Source organism: Streptomyces sp. DSM 40868, assembly GCF_011820545.1.
In the GTDB taxonomy this organism is placed as follows: Bacteria; Actinomycetota; Actinomycetes; order Streptomycetales; family Streptomycetaceae; genus Streptomyces; species Streptomyces eurythermus.
In genome coordinates this window covers 5,353,918-5,373,069 of record NZ_CP050504.1, presented here as the reverse complement: position 1 = coordinate 5,373,069, position 19,152 = coordinate 5,353,918, and the positions used below count along the sequence as shown (strand labels likewise).

At 74.4% G+C, this 19,152-nt stretch carries 14 protein-coding genes; 5 read left to right on the top strand and 9 right to left on the bottom strand.

All coding sequences use genetic code 11. The features are described from left to right. The first annotated feature begins 108 nt into the window (after positions 1-108). On the top strand, positions 109-777 hold the full coding sequence (locus HB370_RS24620) for an RDD family protein (protein ID WP_030789405.1): 669 nt from the start codon (positions 109-111) through the stop codon (positions 775-777). Positions 778-878: 101 nt separating this feature from the next. Here the strand turns inward: HB370_RS24620 and purH are convergent, their stop codons facing one another. Together purH and purN are read right to left on the bottom strand one after the other, a co-directional pair. After that, a complete protein-coding gene (purH, locus tag HB370_RS24615) occupies positions 879-2,444 on the bottom strand; it encodes a bifunctional phosphoribosylaminoimidazolecarboxamide formyltransferase/IMP cyclohydrolase (protein WP_030789403.1) in 1,566 nt (521 codons plus the stop codon). After that, on the bottom strand, positions 2,441-3,079 hold the full coding sequence (purN, locus tag HB370_RS24610) for a phosphoribosylglycinamide formyltransferase (RefSeq protein WP_030789400.1): 639 nt from the start codon (positions 3,077-3,079) through the stop codon (positions 2,441-2,443). The genes purH and purN overlap by 4 nt, the downstream gene beginning before the upstream one ends. A 282-nt stretch (positions 3,080-3,361) precedes the next feature. Here purN and HB370_RS24605 point away from each other — a divergent pair, with 282 nt between their 5' ends. Further along, positions 3,362-4,390, top strand: coding sequence for a hypothetical protein (locus tag HB370_RS24605; RefSeq protein WP_078637711.1), 1,029 nt, complete (start codon positions 3,362-3,364; stop codon positions 4,388-4,390). A 23-nt stretch (positions 4,391-4,413) separates the two neighbouring features. On the opposite strand, the gene HB370_RS42715 is transcribed toward HB370_RS24605, so the two are convergent. Continuing rightward, positions 4,414-6,444 carry a DUF6350 family protein gene (locus HB370_RS42715; protein ID WP_063766441.1) on the bottom strand — a complete coding sequence of 677 codons (2,031 nt, stop codon included), beginning with the start codon at positions 6,442-6,444 and terminating at the stop codon, positions 4,414-4,416. Between the two features lie 93 nt (positions 6,445-6,537). Here HB370_RS42715 and HB370_RS24595 point away from each other — a divergent pair, with 93 nt between their 5' ends. Further along, positions 6,538-7,512, top strand: a complete 975-nt coding sequence (locus HB370_RS24595; RefSeq protein ID WP_030789389.1) for a sigma factor-like helix-turn-helix DNA-binding protein — start codon at positions 6,538-6,540, stop codon at positions 7,510-7,512. Between the two features lie 169 nt (positions 7,513-7,681). On the opposite strand, the gene sucD is transcribed toward HB370_RS24595, so the two are convergent. From sucD to HB370_RS24570, 5 genes are all read right to left on the bottom strand, one after another. Beyond that, positions 7,682-8,566 (bottom strand): succinate--CoA ligase subunit alpha, encoded by an 885-nt coding sequence (gene sucD / locus HB370_RS24590; RefSeq protein ID WP_030600937.1) that lies wholly within the window; start codon positions 8,564-8,566, stop codon positions 7,682-7,684. Positions 8,567-8,592: 26 nt separating this feature from the next. Then, positions 8,593-9,768 carry an ADP-forming succinate--CoA ligase subunit beta gene (sucC, locus tag HB370_RS24585; RefSeq protein ID WP_030789386.1) on the bottom strand — a complete coding sequence of 392 codons (1,176 nt, stop codon included), beginning with the start codon at positions 9,766-9,768 and terminating at the stop codon, positions 8,593-8,595. A gap of 324 nt (positions 9,769-10,092) precedes the next feature. Beyond that, positions 10,093-11,310 carry a VWA domain-containing protein gene (locus HB370_RS24580; protein ID WP_244405630.1) on the bottom strand — a complete coding sequence of 406 codons (1,218 nt, stop codon included), beginning with the start codon at positions 11,308-11,310 and terminating at the stop codon, positions 10,093-10,095. Next, positions 11,307-14,288, bottom strand: coding sequence for a DUF5682 family protein (locus tag HB370_RS24575; protein WP_106980760.1), 2,982 nt, complete (start codon positions 14,286-14,288; stop codon positions 11,307-11,309). The genes HB370_RS24580 and HB370_RS24575 overlap by 4 nt, the downstream gene beginning before the upstream one ends. After that, entirely contained in the window at positions 14,285-15,415 is a 1,131-nt protein-coding gene (locus tag HB370_RS24570) for an AAA family ATPase (RefSeq protein WP_030789377.1), read from the bottom strand. The genes HB370_RS24575 and HB370_RS24570 overlap by 4 nt, the downstream gene beginning before the upstream one ends. Before the next feature lie 132 nt (positions 15,416-15,547). Here HB370_RS24570 and HB370_RS24565 point away from each other — a divergent pair, with 132 nt between their 5' ends. Together HB370_RS24565 and HB370_RS24560 are read left to right on the top strand one after the other, a co-directional pair. Further along, complete coding sequence (locus HB370_RS24565; protein ID WP_030789374.1) at positions 15,548-16,903, top strand: SWIM zinc finger family protein; 1,356 nt, start codon at positions 15,548-15,550, stop codon at positions 16,901-16,903. A 49-nt stretch (positions 16,904-16,952) separates the two neighbouring features. Then, positions 16,953-18,644 (top strand): DUF5691 domain-containing protein, encoded by a 1,692-nt coding sequence (locus tag HB370_RS24560; RefSeq protein WP_078637710.1) that lies wholly within the window; start codon positions 16,953-16,955, stop codon positions 18,642-18,644. On the opposite strand, the gene HB370_RS24555 is transcribed toward HB370_RS24560, so the two are convergent. Beyond that, positions 18,620-19,042 carry a cobalamin B12-binding domain-containing protein gene (locus HB370_RS24555; protein WP_030789366.1) on the bottom strand — a complete coding sequence of 141 codons (423 nt, stop codon included), beginning with the start codon at positions 19,040-19,042 and terminating at the stop codon, positions 18,620-18,622. The two genes, HB370_RS24560 and HB370_RS24555, sit on opposite strands and share 25 nt — an antisense overlap. Positions 19,043-19,152 lie beyond the last annotated feature (110 nt).

Sequence of the window (19,152 nt, the reverse complement as noted above, 5' to 3'; positions counted from 1 at the left end):
CGATGATCGGCGCAGTACCGCGGTCTGGTGGGGGGCAAACCGCTCAGTTCCTGACGTTCCTCCGTGCCTTCCGCGCCGTCCCCGAAGTGTTAACAGAGGAAATCCGTCATGAGTTACGGCTCGCCCAACCCCGGCTACGGTCCGCCCCAGGACCCCCAGCAGCCCTACGGCTACCCGCAGCAGGGCCAGCCCGGTTACGGCTACCCGCAGGCACCCGGCCTCCCGCCTCAGGACGGTGGTTACGGCGGTTACGGCTACCCGCAGGCACCGGGCTTCCCGGGTGGCCCGGCCCCGCGCGTGGCCTCGATGGGCCGCCGCTTCGGTGCCCGTCTGATCGACGCCGTCGTCTTCGGCGTGATCTACGGCATCCTGATCGTGGTCGGTGTCGCCGGCATGGTCGGCGAGGCCGAGAAGTGCGACCCGTCGTCGATCGGCTACGAGACCTGCATGGACAACGCCGGCTCGGGCATCGCCGGCGGTCTGGCCGCGGCCATCGGTGTCATGGCGGTGATCGGCCTGGTCTACGAGTGGCTGATGACCGGTCTGTTCGGCGCGACCCTCGGCAAGCTGGCCGTCGGTATCCGCGTGGTCAAGGTCGAGAACGGCCAGAAGCCGGGCCTGGGCAAGTCGTTCCTGCGCTGGATCATCCCCATCGTGGGCAGCTTCGCCTGCGGAATCGGCCAGTTGGTCGTCTACCTGTCCCCGTTCTGGGACAAGTCCGGCCGCCAGCAGGGCTGGCACGACAAGGCCGCGAGCACCATGGTCGTCCAGAACTGACCGTACGCGCCCACGGAAGCCGTGCACTCTCGAGGTGCACGGCTTCCGCGCGTACTCCCGCCCGCAGACCGGCGAGGCGGGAGCACGCTCAGGTGCGGGGCTCAGTGGAAGAAGTGGCGCGTGCCCGTGAAGTACATGGTCACGCCCGCCTTCTTGGCGGCCTCCACGACCTGCTCGTCGCGGATGGAGCCGCCCGGCTGGACGATCGCCCGGACGCCGGCGTCGATCAGGATCTGCGGGCCGTCGGGGAAGGGGAAGAAGGCGTCGGAGGCCGCGTAGGCGCCCCGGGCCCGCTCCGCGCCGGCCCGCTCGACGGCCAGCTTGCAGGAGTCGACGCGGTTGACCTGGCCCATGCCGACGCCGACCGAGGCGCCGTCCTTGGCGAGCAGGATCGCGTTGGACTTCACCGCCCGGCACGCCCTCCAGGCGAAGGCGAGTTCCTTCAGCTCCGCCTCGGACAGCGCCTCGCCGCTGGCCAGCGTCCAGTTGGCGGGGTCGTCGCCGTCGGCCTGGAGCCGGTCGGTGATCTGGAGCAGCACACCGCCGTCGATGTGCTTGGCCTCGCCCGCGTTCGCCGGGGCGCCGGGGGCCTTCAGCACGCGGATGTTCTTCTTCTTCGCGAGGGCCTCCAGCGCGCCCTCCTCGTAGTCCGGGGCCACGATGACCTCGGTGAAGATCTCGGCGACCTGCTCGGCCATCTCCTTGCTGACCGGCCGGTTCACGGCGATCACACCGCCGAACGCGGACAGCGGGTCGCAGGCGTGCGCCTTGCGGTGCGCCTCGGCGACGTCCGCGCCGACCGCGATGCCGCAGGGGTTGGCGTGCTTGATGATCGCGACGCAGGGCTCGTCGTGGTCGTACGCGGCACGGCGGGCGGCGTCCGTGTCCGTGTAGTTGTTGTACGACATCTCCTTGCCGTGCAGCTGCTCGGCCTCGGCGAGACCGCCGGCGCCGTCCACGTACAGGGCGGCGTCCTGGTGCGGGTTCTCGCCGTAGCGCAGGGTGGCCTTGCGCGTGTAGGTGGTGCCCGTGAAGTCCGGGAAGCGGGACTCGTCGGCGGGGGCGTAGGCCGCGGCGAACCAGGAGGCGACGGCGAGGTCGTACTCCGCGGTGTGCCGGAACGCCTCGGCGGCCAGCCGCTTGCGCGTGGCGAGGTCGAAGCCGCCGTCCTTGACCGCGGCGAGGACGTCGGCGTACCGCTCCGGGCTGGTGACCACGGCCACGGACGGGTGGTTCTTGGCGGCGGCGCGGACCATCGAGGGACCGCCGATGTCGATCTGCTCCACGCACTCGTCGGGCGACGCGCCGGAGTCGACGGTCTCGCGGAACGGGTAGAGGTTCACCACGACCAGGTCGAACGGCTCCACACCCAGCTCGGCGAGCTGCTCACGGTGGCTGTCCAGGCGCAGGTCGGCGAGGATGCCCGCGTGCACCTTGGGGTGCAGGGTCTTCACCCGGCCGTCCAGGCACTCGGGGAAGCCGGTCAGCTCCTCGACCTTGGTGACGGGGACGCCGGCGGCGGCGATCCGGCCGGCCGTGGAGCCGGTGGAGACCAGCTCCACACCGGCCTCGTGCAGCCCGCGGGCCAGCTCTTCGAGCCCGGTCTTGTCATAGACGCTGACAAGCGCACGGCGGATGGCCCGCTTGGCGTTGCTCTCGGCGCTCACTGGATAACTACCTTTCGTCCCTCAATGCGATAGCCGTGGCGGGCGAGCCGTCCCACGACCTCTACGAGCAGCCTTCGCTCGACTTCCTTGATGCGCTCGTGCAGCGCGCTCTCGTCGTCCTCGTCGCGGATCTCGACCACGCCCTGGGCGATGATCGGCCCGGTGTCGACGCCGTCGTCGACGAAGTGGACGGTGCAGCCGGTCACCTTGGCGCCGTACGCGAGCGCGTCGCGGACGCCGTGGGCGCCGGGAAAACTGGGGAGCAGGGCGGGGTGGGTGTTGACGAAGCGTCCGCCGAACCGGGCCAGGAACTCCTTGCCGACGATCTTCATGAACCCGGCGGAGACCACGAGGTCGGGCTCGTGGGCGGCGACGGCCTCGGCGAGGGCGGCGTCCCACTCCTCGCGGGTGCCGTAGTCCTTGACCTTTCGCACGAAGGTGGCGATGCCGGCGCGCTCGGCCCGGGCCAGCCCCTCGATGCCTTCACGGTCGGCGCCCACGGCCACGACCCGGGCGCCGTACGCCTCGGGGCCGACGGCGGCGATCTCGTCCAGCAGCGCCTGCAAGTTGGTGCCGGAGCCGGAGACCAGCACGACGAGGCGCTTGACTGCCGGGCCGGCGGAGGTGGCGGCCACGATGGGGCCCTTTCTCGGGTTGCGATCCGTGTTCGGCCGGTTTGTACGGTCGTACGAATGCTTCACGCCCCCGGATACGGGGAAGTCTACGAAGCGGCCGGCCGTCAGCAACGATACCGGCACTCCGGACGGGCCCCCCGGGACGGGTCTCCGGCCGGACGGTAGCGTTCGCGGGGAATCACGAGAGAGCAACCTCGGGAACGCGGTCGTCGTGCGGTGCGTTCACCGAGAGGAAGCTCACGACGGAACTGCCGTAGTCACCTAGGGGAAGACGCTCTTTTGATGCCCGATCGCAGCCTGCGACACCTCACGTTCCCGCCGCGCCCGGCCCAGGGAGGCGAGTGGGGCGCCGCACTGCTGCGCGAGCGCCCCTCCTCGCCGCCGGCCCACACCCCGGGAGGCGGGGGCGACGGCTCCGGGCGGGGCGGTTTCGGACAGGGCGGCTCCGGTGGCTCGGGTCAGGGCGGGTACGACGGCTCGGGGCACGGTGGCTCCGGTCAGGGCGGGCACGGCGGCTCGGGACACGGTGGCTCCGGGCAGGGTGGTGAGCGGCAGGACGACAATCCGTTCGCGCCGCCGCCGGAGGGCGCTCCGGACCGGCCCTGGCGGCCCCGGACTCCGGGACATCAGGGAGATCCGGGGGGCGCGGGCGGCCCCGGGTACGGGCCGGGGCAGGGTCCTGGCACGGGGCAGCAAGGCCAGCAGGGGCAGGGTCATGGGTACGCCCCGTGGCCGAGGGCCGGTGCGGGGCAGGGCCCCGGTCAGGGCGAGGGTCAGGGTCAGGGGCCCGGGGGCGGGGCGCCCTGGGGCAGTCAGTGGAGTGACCGGCAGCCCGGCCGCTCCCCCGACGGCTTCGGCCAGCGGCCGGGCGGCGGGCCGCAGGGGCCCGGCGGACCGACCGGCCCCGGCATGCGCTGGGACCCGAGGGACCCGGCCCAGCGCCGCGCGCGGTACGCCCTGCTGTCCGGCATGTGGGCCGTCTTCTTCGTCCTGTTCAGCTGGCCGTACGTGGCGCTGCTGCTGGGCGCGCTGTCCCTGTACTGGGGCAGCAGCGCGCTGCGCGCCAAGCCGCGCTCCCAGGCGCCGGACGCCCCGGCGGCCCCGCCCGGCCGGCCGCAGACGACGGCGGCCGTCGGCGGCCTGATCACGGCGTCCCTGGCGCTGGTCCTGGTGGCCTCCACGTTCACCGTGCAGCTGGTCTACCGCGACTACTACACCTGTGTCGGCGACGCCCTCACCCATGAGGCCAAGCAGTCCTGCGAGACCCTGCTGCCGCGCGAGCTGCGGGGCGTACTGGGCGACCAGAACTGACATCACCGCTCACCCGGGGCCGCTCATCCGGAGGAGCCGGGACGGGGCTCCGGTGCAGCTGGTGCTTCCGGTGGTTCCGGGACTGCGGACGGCTGTCCGGCGGGTGACGGCTCGGTGGCCGACTGCCCGGCGGGTGACGGCTCGGTGGCGGGCTGCCCGGCGGGTGACGGCTCGGTGGCGGGCTGCCCGGCGAGGGGCAGGTCGGTGGCCGGTGTGACGGCGGGGCCGGACGCGGCCTGCCTCAGGGCCGCCCAGCGCGAGGTGCGGGTCACGTCGTCGTGCCAGTCCCCGGCGCGGGACTCGGTGAACGGCGTGGGGAACGGGTCCTCGGCGGGAAGGAAGTCGTAGAGGTCCTCCTCGGCGGCCTCGGCCGCGGGCTCCGCCTGCGCGGGAACCTTCCGTCTGCCCCAGCCCCACCGCCCGGCCCCGGTGCCTCCCGCACGGCCGCCCGGCCCTGGCACCGCGCCGTCCCGAGCGGGAGCCCCGGGGCCGCCCGCGCCCGCCTCCGCCACCCGTCCCGTACCCGACTCCGTCGCCCGGCCAGGGTCCGGGTCCGCCGTCCCGTCAGGGTCCGGTGTCTCGTCGGTCGCCCCCGGCCTCGCCGGGCCGGTGGGCGCGACGGCCACCGTCCTGCCGCCGCCGTTCTCCTCTCGCGCCCCCTTCTGCGCCGTACTCCCCGCCCCCTTCTGCGCCGTACTCCCCGCCCCCTGCGCCGGTCCCTCGCCGGAGCGCGGGCGCCGGCCGCGCAGCAGCCGCCAGGCGCGGCCGATCAGGGCCACCGGCAGCGCGAACACCGCCGTCCAGAGCCCGGCCGCTCCCCCGGCGCGCGGCCACAGCGGGCCGAGGCGGGACAGCGCGGCCACGCCCAGGGGGCCGCCGGCCAGCGCGGTGAGCAGGGCGACGGCCACCGCGCAGACCGCCGCCGTCAGCAGCACCACCCCGGCGGTCCGGCCGGCCGACCAGCGGGCCCGGGCCGGCTCCCCGGGTCCCGGTGGCGGCACCGCCGCCCGCGCCACGAACCACCCCGCCGTCATCCCGGCCACCGCCGGCACCAGCCCCACCACCCAGTGCTGCGGCGTACCGGCGCCCGGTTCCGGCACCGCGGCCAGCAGCGGGAACGGCGGCAGCAGCGGGGCGGGGTCGGACGCGAACGGGTCGACCAGGTGTCCGGCCCCCAGGGCGAACCCGGGGCCGAGGGCGTAGGAGGCGGCCCACAGCGCGGCGTTGGGGATCAGCGCGACGCCGAGCAGCAGCACGGCGAACCGGCCCGTCCAGCCCTCCGTCAGCTGGAGGAAGGACGCCCGCGCCGCCGCGCCGTGCCACACCAGCGACACCCCGACCAGCAGGGCGCCCCCGCCGAGCAGCACGGCGGTGGCGGCACCGGCGGCCCGTGCCGCCGCGCCCAGGCGGGCCCGCTCGTCCGTGCCGAACACCGGCCGCCGCACCCGTTCCGGCAGCACCGCGAGCACGCGCAGCAGGGGCTCGGCCGGGCAGCCGTGGCCCGCCCACACCCCGGCACCGGCCGCGCTCGCCACCACGGTCGGCAGACACACCGTCAGCCAGCCCCAGTGGGGTCGCAGTTCACCGCCGGAGCAGTACAGCGCCGCGGCGACGCCGACACCCAGATAGCCGAGGACCACGCCGGTCCACGCCGTGCGCGCGGGCACCGGTGGCGGGCCGTCCGGTTCGGCGGGCGCGTCGGTGGCGTCCCGCGCCGCCCGGTACAGCAGCCACACCGGCAGGACGAGCAGCAGCAGCGGGGTGACGCCGACGGGCATGGGGGTGCCGGAGAGCGTGTCGGTGCGGACCAGTTCGACGCCGTGTCCCAGCAGCCACAGGGCGGCGGTGACGTGCAGCGCGCCGGCCGGTCCGTTGTCGGGGTACGGCGAGCTGACCCACAGCGCCATGACGAGGACCGCCATGGCGCCGAGGCCCAGACCGGCCGCGACGGCTCCGCCCAGCAGGCTCGCGGCGAGTCCGGGCGAGCGGTCGCGCAGCCGGGAGAGGGCGGGTGACGACGAGGGGCGCACGGTCATCCGGATCACGCACGCCATGCTCCCAACGACACGCGCTTTCCCGGTGTAACGGGCGAACCCCCGATGTGTCGCCCAATATATGTTTATGTTCTTTTTCGTACGAAAGGGTGCATGGTGACGACGCAGACCCCTGCCGGCCCGCCACCGTCGGGCAACCGCCGACGCCTGCGCCGGTCCCGGCCGCTGACGCCGGTTCAGGAGCCCGCCGGACGGACGGCTCCCGGCCCCGCGGACACGGAACCGGAGCCACGGGCCGGCCTGCCCGATGTCCCGTCCGACCAGCCGCGGCAGTTGACGCCCGCTCAAGCCTTCGACGCCCTCTACGCCTTCTGCGCCCCCGCCCTCGTACGCCAGACCTATCTGCTCACCGGGCGCCGGGAGCTGGCCCGCGAGGCGGTGGAACGCGCCTTCCAGCTGGCCTGGCAGCGCTGGCCGGACGTGGCCCGGGACCGGGATCCGGCCGGATGGGTGCGCGCGGTGGCGTACGACTGCGCGCTCTCCCCCTGGCACCGCTTCCGCCCCCGGCACCGGTCCCCGGAGCCTCCGCCCGCCGACCCGGCCGACCGGGAGCTGCTGCACGCGCTGCTCACGCTGCCCCCGGCGTACCGGCGCACGCTCGTCCTGTACGACGGTGTGGGGCTCGACCTGCCGGAGACGGCGGCGGAGACGGAGGCGAGCACCCCGGCCGCCGCCAGCCGGCTGACCCATGCGCGCGAGGCGGTGGCCGCGCGGCTGCCGGAGCTGGCCGATCCCGCCGCGCTCCACCGCCGGCTGCTCGAACTGGCCTCGGCCGAGCGGCTGGGCGCGGCCCGGCCGACCCATGTGCGCACCGGCTCCGAGCGCCGGAACGTCTTCTGGACCCGGGCGGCCATCGCCTTCACGGTGACGATCGTCGGCGCGACGACGCTCACGCTGCGGACGGCACCGACGCGCTACGAACCGCCGATCGCTCCGGCGCAGGCCGTGCGGGGAGTACCGGCGGTGGGCGGGATGGGCCCGCTGTCGCGGGAGGACCGGGAACTGCGCGAGAAGCTGAGGAAGGCGGAGACCAGCGGCCCGGAGAGGGTGTTTCCGGAGGCACGGTGAACCGCGGTGGACAAGGTCCGCCGAGCCGCCTGGCCGGGCTGCAACCGCCTGGTCGTGCTGGGGGGTGTCCGGCTGTCGGGCCCGGGCGTCCCCTTCGGCGCGTCCGCGAGACGTCGGCAGGCCCGCCCCGGACGACGGGGCGGGCCTGCCGATGACGGGCCGGGGCCGGTCAGGCCGAGAGGATCTCCCGGGCCAGCTTCGCCGTCTCGGTCGGGGTCTTGCCGACCTTGACGCCGGCGGCCTCCAGGGCCTCCTTCTTGGCCTGTGCGGTGCCGGAGGAGCCGGAGACGATGGCGCCGGCGTGACCCATGGTCTTGCCCTCCGGCGCGGTGAAGCCCGCGACGTAACCGACGACCGGCTTCGTCACGTTCTCCTTGATGAACGCCGCGGCACGCTCCTCGGCGTCACCGCCGATCTCACCGATCATCACGATGAGGTCGGTCTCGGGGTCGTCCTGGAACGCGGCCAGGGCGTCGATGTGGGTGGTGCCGATGATCGGGTCACCACCGATGCCGACGGCGGTGGTGAAGCCGATGTCCCGCAGCTCGTACATCATCTGGTAGGTCAGCGTGCCGGACTTCGACACCAGGCCGATGCGGCCCGGCTTGGTGATGTCGCCCGGGATGATGCCGACGTTCGACTGGCCCGGGGTGATGATGCCGGGGCAGTTCGGGCCGATGATGCGGGTCTTGTTGCCCTTCTTGCCGGCGTACGCCCAGAACGCGGCCGTGTCGTGCACGGCGATGCCCTCGGTGATGACGACGGCCAGCGGGATCTCGGCGTCGATGGCCTCGACGACCGCGTCCTTCGTGAACTTCTCCGGCACGAAGATGACGGAGACGTTGGCGCCGGTGGCCTCGATGGCCTCCTTGACGGTGCCGAAGACGGGTACCTCGGTGCCGTCGAAGTCCACGGTCTGACCCGCCTTGCGCGGGTTCACGCCGCCCACGACGTTCGTGCCGTCACCGAGCATGAGCTTGGTGTGCTTCATGCCGGTGGCGCCGGTCATGCCCTGGACGATGACCTTGCTGTCCTTGTTGAGCCAGATAGCCATGGTGGTTTGAGTCCTCGTCCTCGTACTTACTTGGCGGCGGCCAGCTCGGCGGCCTTGTCGGCCGCGCCGTCCATGGTGTCGACGCGCTGCACCAGCGGGTGGTTGGCGTCCGTGAGGATCTTCCGGCCCAGCTCGGCGTTGTTGCCGTCGAGGCGGACGACGAGCGGCTTCTCGACCTTCTCGCCGCGGTCCTCAAGGAGCTTCAGGGCCTGCACGATGCCGTTGGCGACCTCGTCGCAGGCGGTGATGCCACCGAAGACGTTCACGAAGACGGACTTCACGTCCGGGTCGCCCAGGATGATCTCCAGGCCGTTCGCCATGACCTGGGCGGAGGCGCCGCCACCGATGTCCAGGAAGTTGGCGGGCTTGACGCCGCCGTGCTTCTCACCGGCGTACGCGACGACGTCCAGGGTGCTCATGACGAGACCGGCGCCGTTGCCGATGATGCCGACCTCGCCGTCCAGCTTGACGTAGTTGAGGCCCTTCTCCTTGGCGGCCGCCTCGAGCGGGTTGGCGGCGGCCTTGTCGTGGAGCTCGTCCCAGTCGTGGCGGAACTCGGCGTTGTCGTCCAGCGACACCTTGCCGTCGAGGGCGATGACCTCACCGGAGGCGACCTTGGCCAGCGGGTTGACCTCGACCAGGAGGGCGTCCGACTTGATGAAGGTGTCCCACAGCTTGACCAGGACGTTCGCGACCTTGTCCGCGACCTCGGCCGGGAACTTGGCGGCCTCGACGATCTCGCGGGCCTTGGCCTCGTCCACACCGTCGATGGCGTCGATCGCGATCTTGGCGACGGCCTCGGGGCGGGTGGCCGCCACCTCCTCGATCTCCATGCCGCCCTCGACGGAGGCGATGGAGAGGAAGGTGCGGTTGGCGCGGTCGAGGAGGAAGGAGACGTAGTACTCCTCGAGGATCTCCGGCGCGGTCTCGGCGATCATGACCTTGTGGACCGTGTGGCCCTTGATGTCCATGCCGAGGATGTCCGTCGCACGGGCGACGGCCTCGTCCGGGGTGGCGGCCAGCTTCACGCCACCGGCCTTACCGCGGCCACCGACCTTCACCTGCGCCTTGACGACGGACTTGCCGCCGAGCCGCTCGGTGATCTCGCGCGCCGCCTCAGGCGTGTCGATGACTTCACCGGCCAGCACCGGTACATCGTGCTTGGCGAAGAGGTCCCTCGCCTGGTACTCGAACAGGTCCACGCGCTTCCGTCCCTATCAGTGATCTCGCGGTTCGTTGGATGCGTGGGCGTGCCGCGAAGGGCAACGTGACGTCCGCTTGTCACAAGGGAGGCGCACACGGTGTCCGAGCGCGCGGCATGTCCGTCTCGCAGGTTATCGCCGCTTGAGGGGGCTCCCTAAATCGAGGGTCACACACGAGCGGTGATACCTGTCACATGATGCCGCGTTCCCTGGCACGGGGTGCCGTCGTATGGGTGCGGTTGCGTGCCCACGCGCATTCTGCGCGGTCTACACGGTCTGCGCGGTCTCACCGGGCCGGGACGGTCCCGGTGAGACGCGCGGAGGTCAGGCCGGGTCGGGTACGGGCAGCGGGCGCTTCTCCAGGGCCGCCGCCATCACCTCGGGGAACAGGTCGGGGGTGCAGGCGAAGGCCGGGGCGCCCAGCGCGGCGAGCGCCGCCGCGTGTTCCCGGTCGTACGCGGGCGCACCCTCGTCCGACAGCGCGAGCAGCGCCACGAACTGCACCCCGGACGCCTTCATCGCGGCGACCCGCTTGAGCATCTCGTCGCGGATGCCGCCCTCGTACAGGTCGCTGATCAGCACGACGACGGTCTCGGCCGGCCGGGTGATCCGCTCCTGGCAGTAGGCGAGCGCCCGGTTGATGTCCGTGCCGCCGCCGAGCTGGGTGCCGAAGAGCACGTCGACGGGGTCGTCCAGCTGGTCGGTGAGGTCGACGACCGCCGTGTCGAAGACGACGAGCCGGGTGCTGATCGACCGCATGGAGGCGAGGACCGCGCCGAACACCGACGCGTAGACCACGGACGCCGCCATCGACCCGGACTGGTCGATGCAGAGCACGACCTCCTTCTTCACCGACCGCGCGGCCCGCCCGTAGCCGATCAGCCGCTCGGGCACGATCGTGCGGTACTCCGGAAGGTAGTGCTTGAGGTTGGCCGCGATGGTGCGGTTCCAGTCGATGTCGTGGTGGCGTGGGCGCTGGACGCGCGCGCTGCGGTCCAGGGCGCCGGTGAGGGTGGCCCGGGTGCGGGTGGCGAGCCGCTTCTCCAGTTCCTCGACCACCTTGCGCACCACCGCGCGGGCCGTCTCCCGGGTCGTCTCGGGCATCGCCTTGTGCAGCGAGAGCAGCGTGCCGACCAGGTGCACGTCGGGCTCCACCGCCTGGAGCATCTCCGGCTCCAGCAGCAGGGAGGCCAGGCCGAGCCGGTCGATGGCGTCGCGCTGCATGACCTGGACGACGGAGGACGGGAAGTAGTCGCGGATGTCCCCGAGCCAGCGCGCCACGGACGGTGCCGACGCGCCGAGCCCGGCCGAACGGTCCCGCCCCGTCTGCGCCTTGTCCCCCCTGCCGTAGAGCGCGGCCAGTGCGCCGTCCATCGCCGCGTCCCGGCCGGACAGCGTGCATCCGGTGCCGTCGGCCTGGTCCCCGCCGAGCACCAGGCGCCAGCGCCGCAGCCGCTCCCGCGCCGGGTCGGCCGCCTGTACCGATGCCTGTGCCGATGCCTGTACTGGTGCCGGTGACTGTCCGGCCGTCGTGTCCGTCATGTGCCCACCCCCGCGAGGCTCTCGTGGTCTGTCGTCTCCGTCGTGCCCGTCGTGTCCGTCGTGTCCGTGCCGTCGTCCGCCGTCAGGCCGAGCAGCAGCCGGAGCACGGGCAGTACGGCGTCGGCGCGCGCGGTGTCCGGTTCGGCGGCGAACCCGGGGACCGCGGCGGCCTGGGCGGCACCGCCCGGACGGTCGCCGGGGCCGCGCCGGACCAGTTCGCCGAGGGTTCTGCGCACCCCCGGCTCGTACGCGGCGAAGGTGCGCCGCAGCAGTGGCAGGACGTCCGTGAAGGCGTCCGCCGGCACCCCGGTCAGCCAGGTGTCGAGCAGGCCGAGCAGCCGCTCGTCGTGGACCAGCAGCAATCCGCCCCCGCCGCCGGCGAAGCCCTCGATCCAGGCGGCGGCAGCGGCGGGCGGCGTGCCCGGTGACAGCGCGAGCCCCATCAGCCGGGCCGCCTCCTCGGGCCGCAACGCGCCGTCGTCCAGCAACAGCCGCACGGCCCGCCCCCGGATGACACCGGGCGCGGTGTCCCGCAGCGACAACGCCCGCAACACCCCCCGCCAGCGCTCCCGCAGACCCCCACCGACCACACGCCCCGCTCCGCCCCCGGAAAGCGCGCCGCCCTTACCGGGAGCCTGGTCGTCCCCGTGGAGGGTCCGACGGTCCTCGCCGGGGGCCTCGCTGTGGCTGGCTTGGCCGTCCTCGCCGAAAGCCTGGCCGTCCTTGCCGGGTGCCTGGCCGTCCTTGCCGGGTGCCTGGCCGTCCTTGCCAACGACCCCGCCGTCCCCGCCAGGGGCCCGGCCGGCCTCACCAGGGACCCGGTCCTCCCCACCAGGAGCCCGGTCATCCCCACCAGGGACCCGATCGTCCCCGCCAGCGCCCCGGCCGTCCCCGCCGCGGGCCTGGCCGTCTCCCTCCTGACCGGCGCCTTCTTCGCCACCGGATCCGTCTCCGGGCCGGTCCCCGGCGACTACGCCACCAGCCTCTCCGGCGCCGGCGGATGCGCCGTCGGCCTGCCCGGCTCCCGTGGATGCGCCGTCGGCCTCCCCGCTCGTCGTGGCCAGGCTCTCCGTCAGCAGGCCCACCGCCGTGTGTACGGCGTCCACATGGGCCCGCATCTCCTCCGCGGCGTCCGCGTCGAGGGCGCCGCAGGCCGGGGGCAGACCGACGAAGACGCGCTCGGCGAGCCCCGCGGCGACCTCGGCCAGCGCCCCGGTGTCGGTGCCGCGCACGTCGCCGTAGCGCAGCGAGCGGACCAGGGCGGGCAGGGCCTGGGCCAGGTGACCGACGTCCGTGTCCAGGGCGGCCCGGTCGGCGAGCACCCGCATCACCACGGGCAGCGCCTCCGGCAGCCCCGCCAGCAGGCACTGCTCGGCGAGCGCGGTGACGTCGGCCAGGGCGCGCGCCGCCGCCGCGTCCGCCTCGGCCTTGGCCCGGGCCGCCGCCTGTACGGTCGTCCCCCACACGCCCGCCTCGGCGACCCGCACCGACAGCTCCGGTTCCCACCGCAGCCGCCAGGTCTCCCGGAAGGTGCCCGTGCCGCCCCGGGACCGGGCCGGCTCGCCCCAGTCGACGCCGAGCAGCCGCAGCCGGTGCAGCAGCCTGCTGCGCCCGGCGTCGGTGTCACCGCGCAGGTCCAGCTCCAGGTCGCGCTCCAGCGCCTCGGGCTTGAGCCGCAGCGAGCGCTGCTGCCGGGCCAGGTCGCGCTGCAACGGCACCGCGGGCGCCGACTCGGGCACCTCCCCCAGCGCGTCCCCGACCACCAGCCGGTCGTGGACCAGCGCCAGCGGCACGTCCGAGCCTTCGCACAGCACCGCGCGCACGGCGTCGGTGGTCTCGCCGAGGCCGGGCAGCGGGCGGCCGCGCAGCGCGGCCAGCGTCTCCGCGAGCCTGACGGCCTCGATGACGTGCGCGGAGGACACGATCCGGTCCTCCTCGCGCAGCAGTCCCGCCACCTTGGTCAGCCACCGCTCCACCGGCCGGTCGGGGACCTGGAAGAGGTGCCCGTACCAGCCGGGCGAGTCGATGCCCGCGCCGTACCCGCCGGACCGGGCCAGCCTGCGGTGCGTCCACGGCACCCAGGTCACGTCGGTCTTCACCTTGGGCAGGCCCCGGAGCAGGGCCCGGTCGGCGGTGACGGTGGTCTTCTCACGCAGCGCGGGTACGTGCCAGGCCCCGCACACCACGGCCACGGCGTGCCCGAACTCCTTGCGCGCCGCCCGCAGCCGCAGCCGCATGTGCGCCTCGCGGACGAGGTCCCGGTGCCCGCCGGCGCCGTACCTCTCGCGCAGTGCCGTCATGGCCTCGCCCACCGCGGTGAACGGTGCGAAGGGGTCGTCGGCGCCCGGCCCCCGGTGCTCGACGACGTCTTCCCACCAGCGCTCCGGATCGTCGTACCCGGCCGCCTCGGCGAGCACGGCGAGCGGATCGACACGGACTTCCCCGGCGTCGTCGGGACCGGACCGACGGCCGCCGGGACCGGAGACCTGGTCGTCAGGGCCCGACACGTGGTCGTCAGGGCCGGACACGTGGTCGCCGGCGCCGGTTGGGTGGTCGTCGGCACCGGGCGCGTGGTCGCCGTCACCCCCCTCATGCCCGCCGGCCCCGGATTCCCCCTCTTCCCTCGCCCACGCCAGCGTGTGCGTGGCCGGCAGGTCGATGAAGTGGGCCGGGACGTCGTGGTCCAGGGCCCAGCGGATGGCCACCCACTCGGGGCTGAACTCGGCGAACGGCCAGAACGCCGAGCGGCCGGGCTCGTCCACGGCGTGCGCGAGCAGGGCGACCGGGGGCCGCAGACCGGGGTCGGCGGCCAGCGGGATCAGCGGGTCGGCCTCGGGCGGGCCCTCGATGAGGACGACGGCGGGCCGGGCGGCCTCGAGCGCGGCCCGCACCGCGCGCGCGGAACCGGGCCCGTGGTGCCGTACGCCCAGCAGCAGCGGCCCGGCGTCGTAGGCCGTGCTCTCCCGGGCGCCGGTCACGCGCTCACCTCCCGGCAGGCGCGGTAGAAGTCGGTCCAGCCCTCGCGCTCGCGCACGACCGTCTCCAGGTACTCCTGCCAGACGACCCGGTCGGCCGCCGGGTCGCGGACGACGGCGCCGAGGATGCCGGCGGCGACATCGCCCGCGCGCAGCACGCCGTCACCGAAGTGGGTGGCGAGGGCGAGGCCGTTGGTGACGACGGAGATGGCCTCCGCCGTGGACAGCGTGCCGCTGGGGGACTTGAGTTTTGTGCGGCCGTCGGCGGTGACGCCGTCGCGCAGCTCACGGAAGACGGTGACGACCCGGCGGATCTCCTCGATGCCGTCGGGTGCGGCCGGCAGGTCCAGGGAGCGGCCGAGCTGTTCGACCCGGCGGGTGACGATGTCCACCTCGGCGTCGGCGCTCTCGGGCAGCGGCAGCACGACGGTGTTGAAGCGGCGGCGCAGGGCGCTGGAGAGGTCGTTGACCCCGCGGTCGCGGTCGTTGGCGGTGGCGATGAGGTTGAAGCCGCGGACCGCCTGGACCTCCTCGCCGAGTTCGGGGATGGGCAGGGTCTTCTCGGACAGGATCGTGATCAGCGTGTCCTGCACGTCGGCCGGGATCCGGGTCAGCTCCTCCACCCGGGCCGTCATGCCCTCGGCCATGGCCCGCATGACGGGGCTGGGCACGAGGGCGTCACGGCTCGGGCCGTGGGCGAGGAGCCGCGCGTAGTTCCAGCCGTAGCGGATGGCCTCCTCCGGGGTGCCGGCGGTGCCCTGCACCAGCAGCGTCGAGTCCCCGCTGACGGCGGCGGCCAGGTGCTCGGACACCCAGGTCTTGGCGGTGCCGGGGACGCCGAGCAGGAGCAGGGCGCGGTCGGTGGCGAGCGTGGTGACGGCGACCTCGACGATGCGGCGCGGGCCCACGTACTTCGGTGTGATCACCGTGCCGTCCGGCAGGGTGCCGCCGAGCAGATAGGTCGCCACCGCCCACGGCGACAGCTTCCAGCGGGCCGGGCGCGGGCGGTCGTCCTGCGCGGCGAGCGCCGCGAGTTCGGCCGCGAAGGCCTGCTCGGCGTGCGGTCGCAGCGCCTGCTCGGTCTGGTCGCGGTGGGGTGTGGCGGTCGTCGGTTCCACGGACACAGTCATGGCTGAGGCCCCCTCCAGCTCGGCCGGTTCGGTTCTGGCATCCACCGTGCACCACGCCACTGACAATCGCTGTGACCTGCGCAAACGCGCTCGCCGGGGCGATTGTCAGTGGTGGGGCCTACCGTCGGTGGCATGACTGAGCAGGGGGTGCGCTGGACCGCGGAGCAGGTGCTGGCACTGGCGCCTGACGCCGCGTCACGCAAGGCGGGGAGCAAGCTCGGGGTGGCCGGGCCGTGGTCCGGGACCGGGAGCGGAGAGGGGACGGTGTGGGGGCTGTGCAAGGGCAGCGGCAGCAGGCCGTACCAGACGGTGGTGGACCTGACCGGCGCGGCCGGCCCGGGATACAAGTGCAGTTGTCCGAGCCGTAAGTTCCCGTGCAAGCACGCGCTCGGCCTGCTCCTGCTGTGGGCGGGCGACGAGGACGCGGTGCCGGCCGGCGAGCGTCCGCCGGACTGGGCCGGGCAGTGGCTCGCGGACCGGCGGGGCCGGGAGCAGGCCAAGAAGGCCCGGCACGAGGGGGGTTCGGCCGGTGGTCCGGCCGATCCGGAGGCGGCCCGGCGGCGGGCCGAGCGCCGGGCCGAGCGGGTCACGGCGGGCGTGACCGAGCTGGAGCAGCGCCTGGCGGACCTGCTGCGCGGCGGCCTGGCCGCGGCCGAACAGGCGGGGTACGGCTGGTGGGACGAGGCGGCGGCCCGCATGGTCGACGCCCAGGCGCCGGGCCTGGCCGCACACGTCCGGGAGCTGGGGGCCGTCCCGGCGTCCGGCGCGGGCTGGCCTGCGCGGCTGCTGGAGGAGTGCGCGCTGCTGCACCTGCTCGACCAGGGCTGGCTGCGCCGGGCCGGGCTGCCGGACGCCCTCGCGGCCACGGTCCGCTCCCGGGTCGGCCTGCCCGCGGCGCCGGACGGTCCGCCGCTGCGCGACCGCTGGCTGGTCCTCGCGCAGTACGACGTGGTGGACCCGAAACTGACGACCCGCCGGGTATGGCTGCACGGCGCCCGCTCCGGCCGGACCCGGCAGCTGCTGTCCTACGGCGCGGCGGGCCGGGCTCCGGAGCTGTCCCTGCCGGTCGGGCTGGCGCTGGAGGCGGAGCTGACGGCGTATCCGGGCGGGGGCCGGGCCCGGGCCGCCCTGGGCGAGCGGTTCACCGCGCCGGCGCCGGCCGCGTTCCGCCCGCCGGGGACGACCACCGCCGGGGCGGCGGCCCGCTACGGAGAGGCGCTGCGCGACGATCCCTGGCTGGAGTCGGTGCCGGTGACCTTGGACCGGGTGATACCGGTCCCGGACGGCGACCGGTGGCAGCTGGCCGACGCGGACACGGACACGGCCCTGCCGCTGACCGGGTCGGCCCGCTCCCGGCCCGGCCTGTGGCGACTGGTCGCGCTGTCCGGCGGCGCCCCCGTCACCGTGTTCGGGGAGTGCGGCCACCGCGGGTTCACCCCGCTCACGGCCTGGCCGGAGGGGACGGGCGAGGCGGTGCCGCTGTGCTGACCGGCGGTACCGGGACACGAGGGCAGGCAGGCGAAGGGGAGGGAACGCGATGAACGGGGCACCGAGCGGCAGGGACACGGCGATACCGGACGGGACCTGGGAGGAGCTGGTCACCACCGCGCTCCTCGGCACCGACCGGCGCGCCCCGGCGCACGTCCCGCCCGGCCGTACGGCACCGGCGGCGCTGCTCGACGCGGCGGCCGTGGCCACCGTACGGCGGCGGGCCGGGCTGCGCCCCGGACGGGCGGCGCGCCGGCCCGAGCGCGCGCCCGCCGATCCGCGCCCGCCGCTGCCCGCACCGGCGGCACGCCGGCTCACCACCCTGCTGGCGGACCGGTCCGGCGGCGCGGGCGGCGGCCGGCGGGGCAGCTCCCCGGACCTGATCGAGCTGCTTCCGCAGTGGCTCGCGGCGGCCAACGCGCACGGGTACGCGGCGCCCCCGCAGGCGCTGCCCGCCCTGCTGGACGCGGCCCGTGGCCGCACCGACCTGCGTCCGGCGGCGCTGGCGTTCGCGGGCCCGCGCGCCCTGTGGCTGGCCCGGCTGAACCCGGACTGGCGGTTCGCCCTGCGCGCGGCCCCCGGCGGCGGGGCGGCGCTGCCGGACACCGAGGACGCGGAGGCGGTGCGCCGGCTGTGGCAGGAGGGGCTGTTCGCGGAGCGGGCGGCACTGCTCGGCGCGCTGCGCGCCCGTACGCCCGAGCGGGGGCGGGAGTTGCTGGCGTCGACTTGGGCGACGGAGCGGGCGGAGGACCGGCTGATGTTCCTGGACTCGCTGCGCACGGGCCTGTCGGACGCGGACGAGCCGTTCCTGGAGCAGGCGTTGGGCGACCGCAGCCGCAATGTCCGGGCCACGGCGGCGGATCTGCTGTCGGCGCTGCCGGGCTCGGCGCTCGCCGCGCGGATGGCCGTACGCGCCACGGCGTGTGTGGCCCTGGACCGTACCGGGGACGGGCCAGCGATCGTGGTGGAGGCGCCGCTCGAATGCGACGCGGGCATGGAACGCGACGGTGTGGTGGCCACGCCCCCGGCGGGCCGGGGGGAACGGTCGTGGTGGCTGGGGCAGTTGGTGGAGTCCGCTCCGCTCGGCACCTGGCCGCGGCGGCTGGGCGGGCGGACGCCCGAGGAGATCGTGGCGCTGCCGGTGACGGACGGCTGGCAGGGCGAACTGCACGCGGCCTGGTGCCGGGCGGCGGTCCGGCAGCGGGACGCCGCGTGGTCGCGGGCGCTGCTCGGCTCGCCGTCGGCACCTGAGGCGGGCGGACCGGGCGCGGTCTCCCTGGCGGAGCGGGCGAAGCTGCTGGCCGCGCTGGGTCCGGACGAACGGGCCGTGTGGGTGGCCGGGTTCATCGCCACGCATGGCCTGTCGGAGGCGTTCCAGCTGCTCGGGGTGTGCGCGGTGCCGTGGGCGCCGCCGCTGGGCCGCGCGGTGGTGGACGCCCTCGACATCGCCCGCGACGCGGGCAGTTACCCGTGGAGCTTCAGCGGGGTGATGGGCCTGGCGGAGCGCTGCCTGGACCCGGCCGAGGCCAGGCGGCTGGAGACGCTGCTGGCGATACCCGACGAGCCGGCGGACGCCGCGCCGGGCGCCGGCGGGTACTGGGCGGAGGCGTTCCAGCGGCTGGTCACCACGCTGCGGCTGCGGGCGGAGATGACGCAGGAACTCCTGGCGCCCGCCGGGCCGCGGGAGGAGGGTGCTCAGCCGAGGGAGGAGGGCGCTCAGCCGCCGGACGCGGCCGGCTGACGGACGTTCGCCCGGACCCACTCCACGATCGCGGAGGTCGTCGCGCCGGGGGTGAAGATCTCCGCGACACCCTTCTCCTTCAGCGGCGCGATGTCCTCCTCCGGGATGATGCCGCCGCCGAAGACGAGGATGTCCTCGGCGTCGCGCTCCTTGAGCAGGTCGATGACCGCGGCGAACAGCGTGTTGTGGGCGCCGGAGAGGATGGACAGGCCGATCGCGTCGGCGTCCTCCTGGATGGCGGTGTCGACGATCTGCTCCGGCGTCTGGTGGAGCCCGGTGTAGATGACCTCCATACCGGCGTCGCGCAGAGCCCGCGCGATGACCTTGGCCCCGCGATCGTGACCGTCGAGTCCCGGCTTGGCGACCACCACGCGGATCGGACCGGCTGCCACACCCATCACTGCCTCCATCAAGCGACCACGGAAGCGATCGCTTCCGTTCGTACCGACAAGTACCGCACTTTTGGCGCGTCCCGCCATCGTCGAAGTGAACGAACGTTATCTCCAGC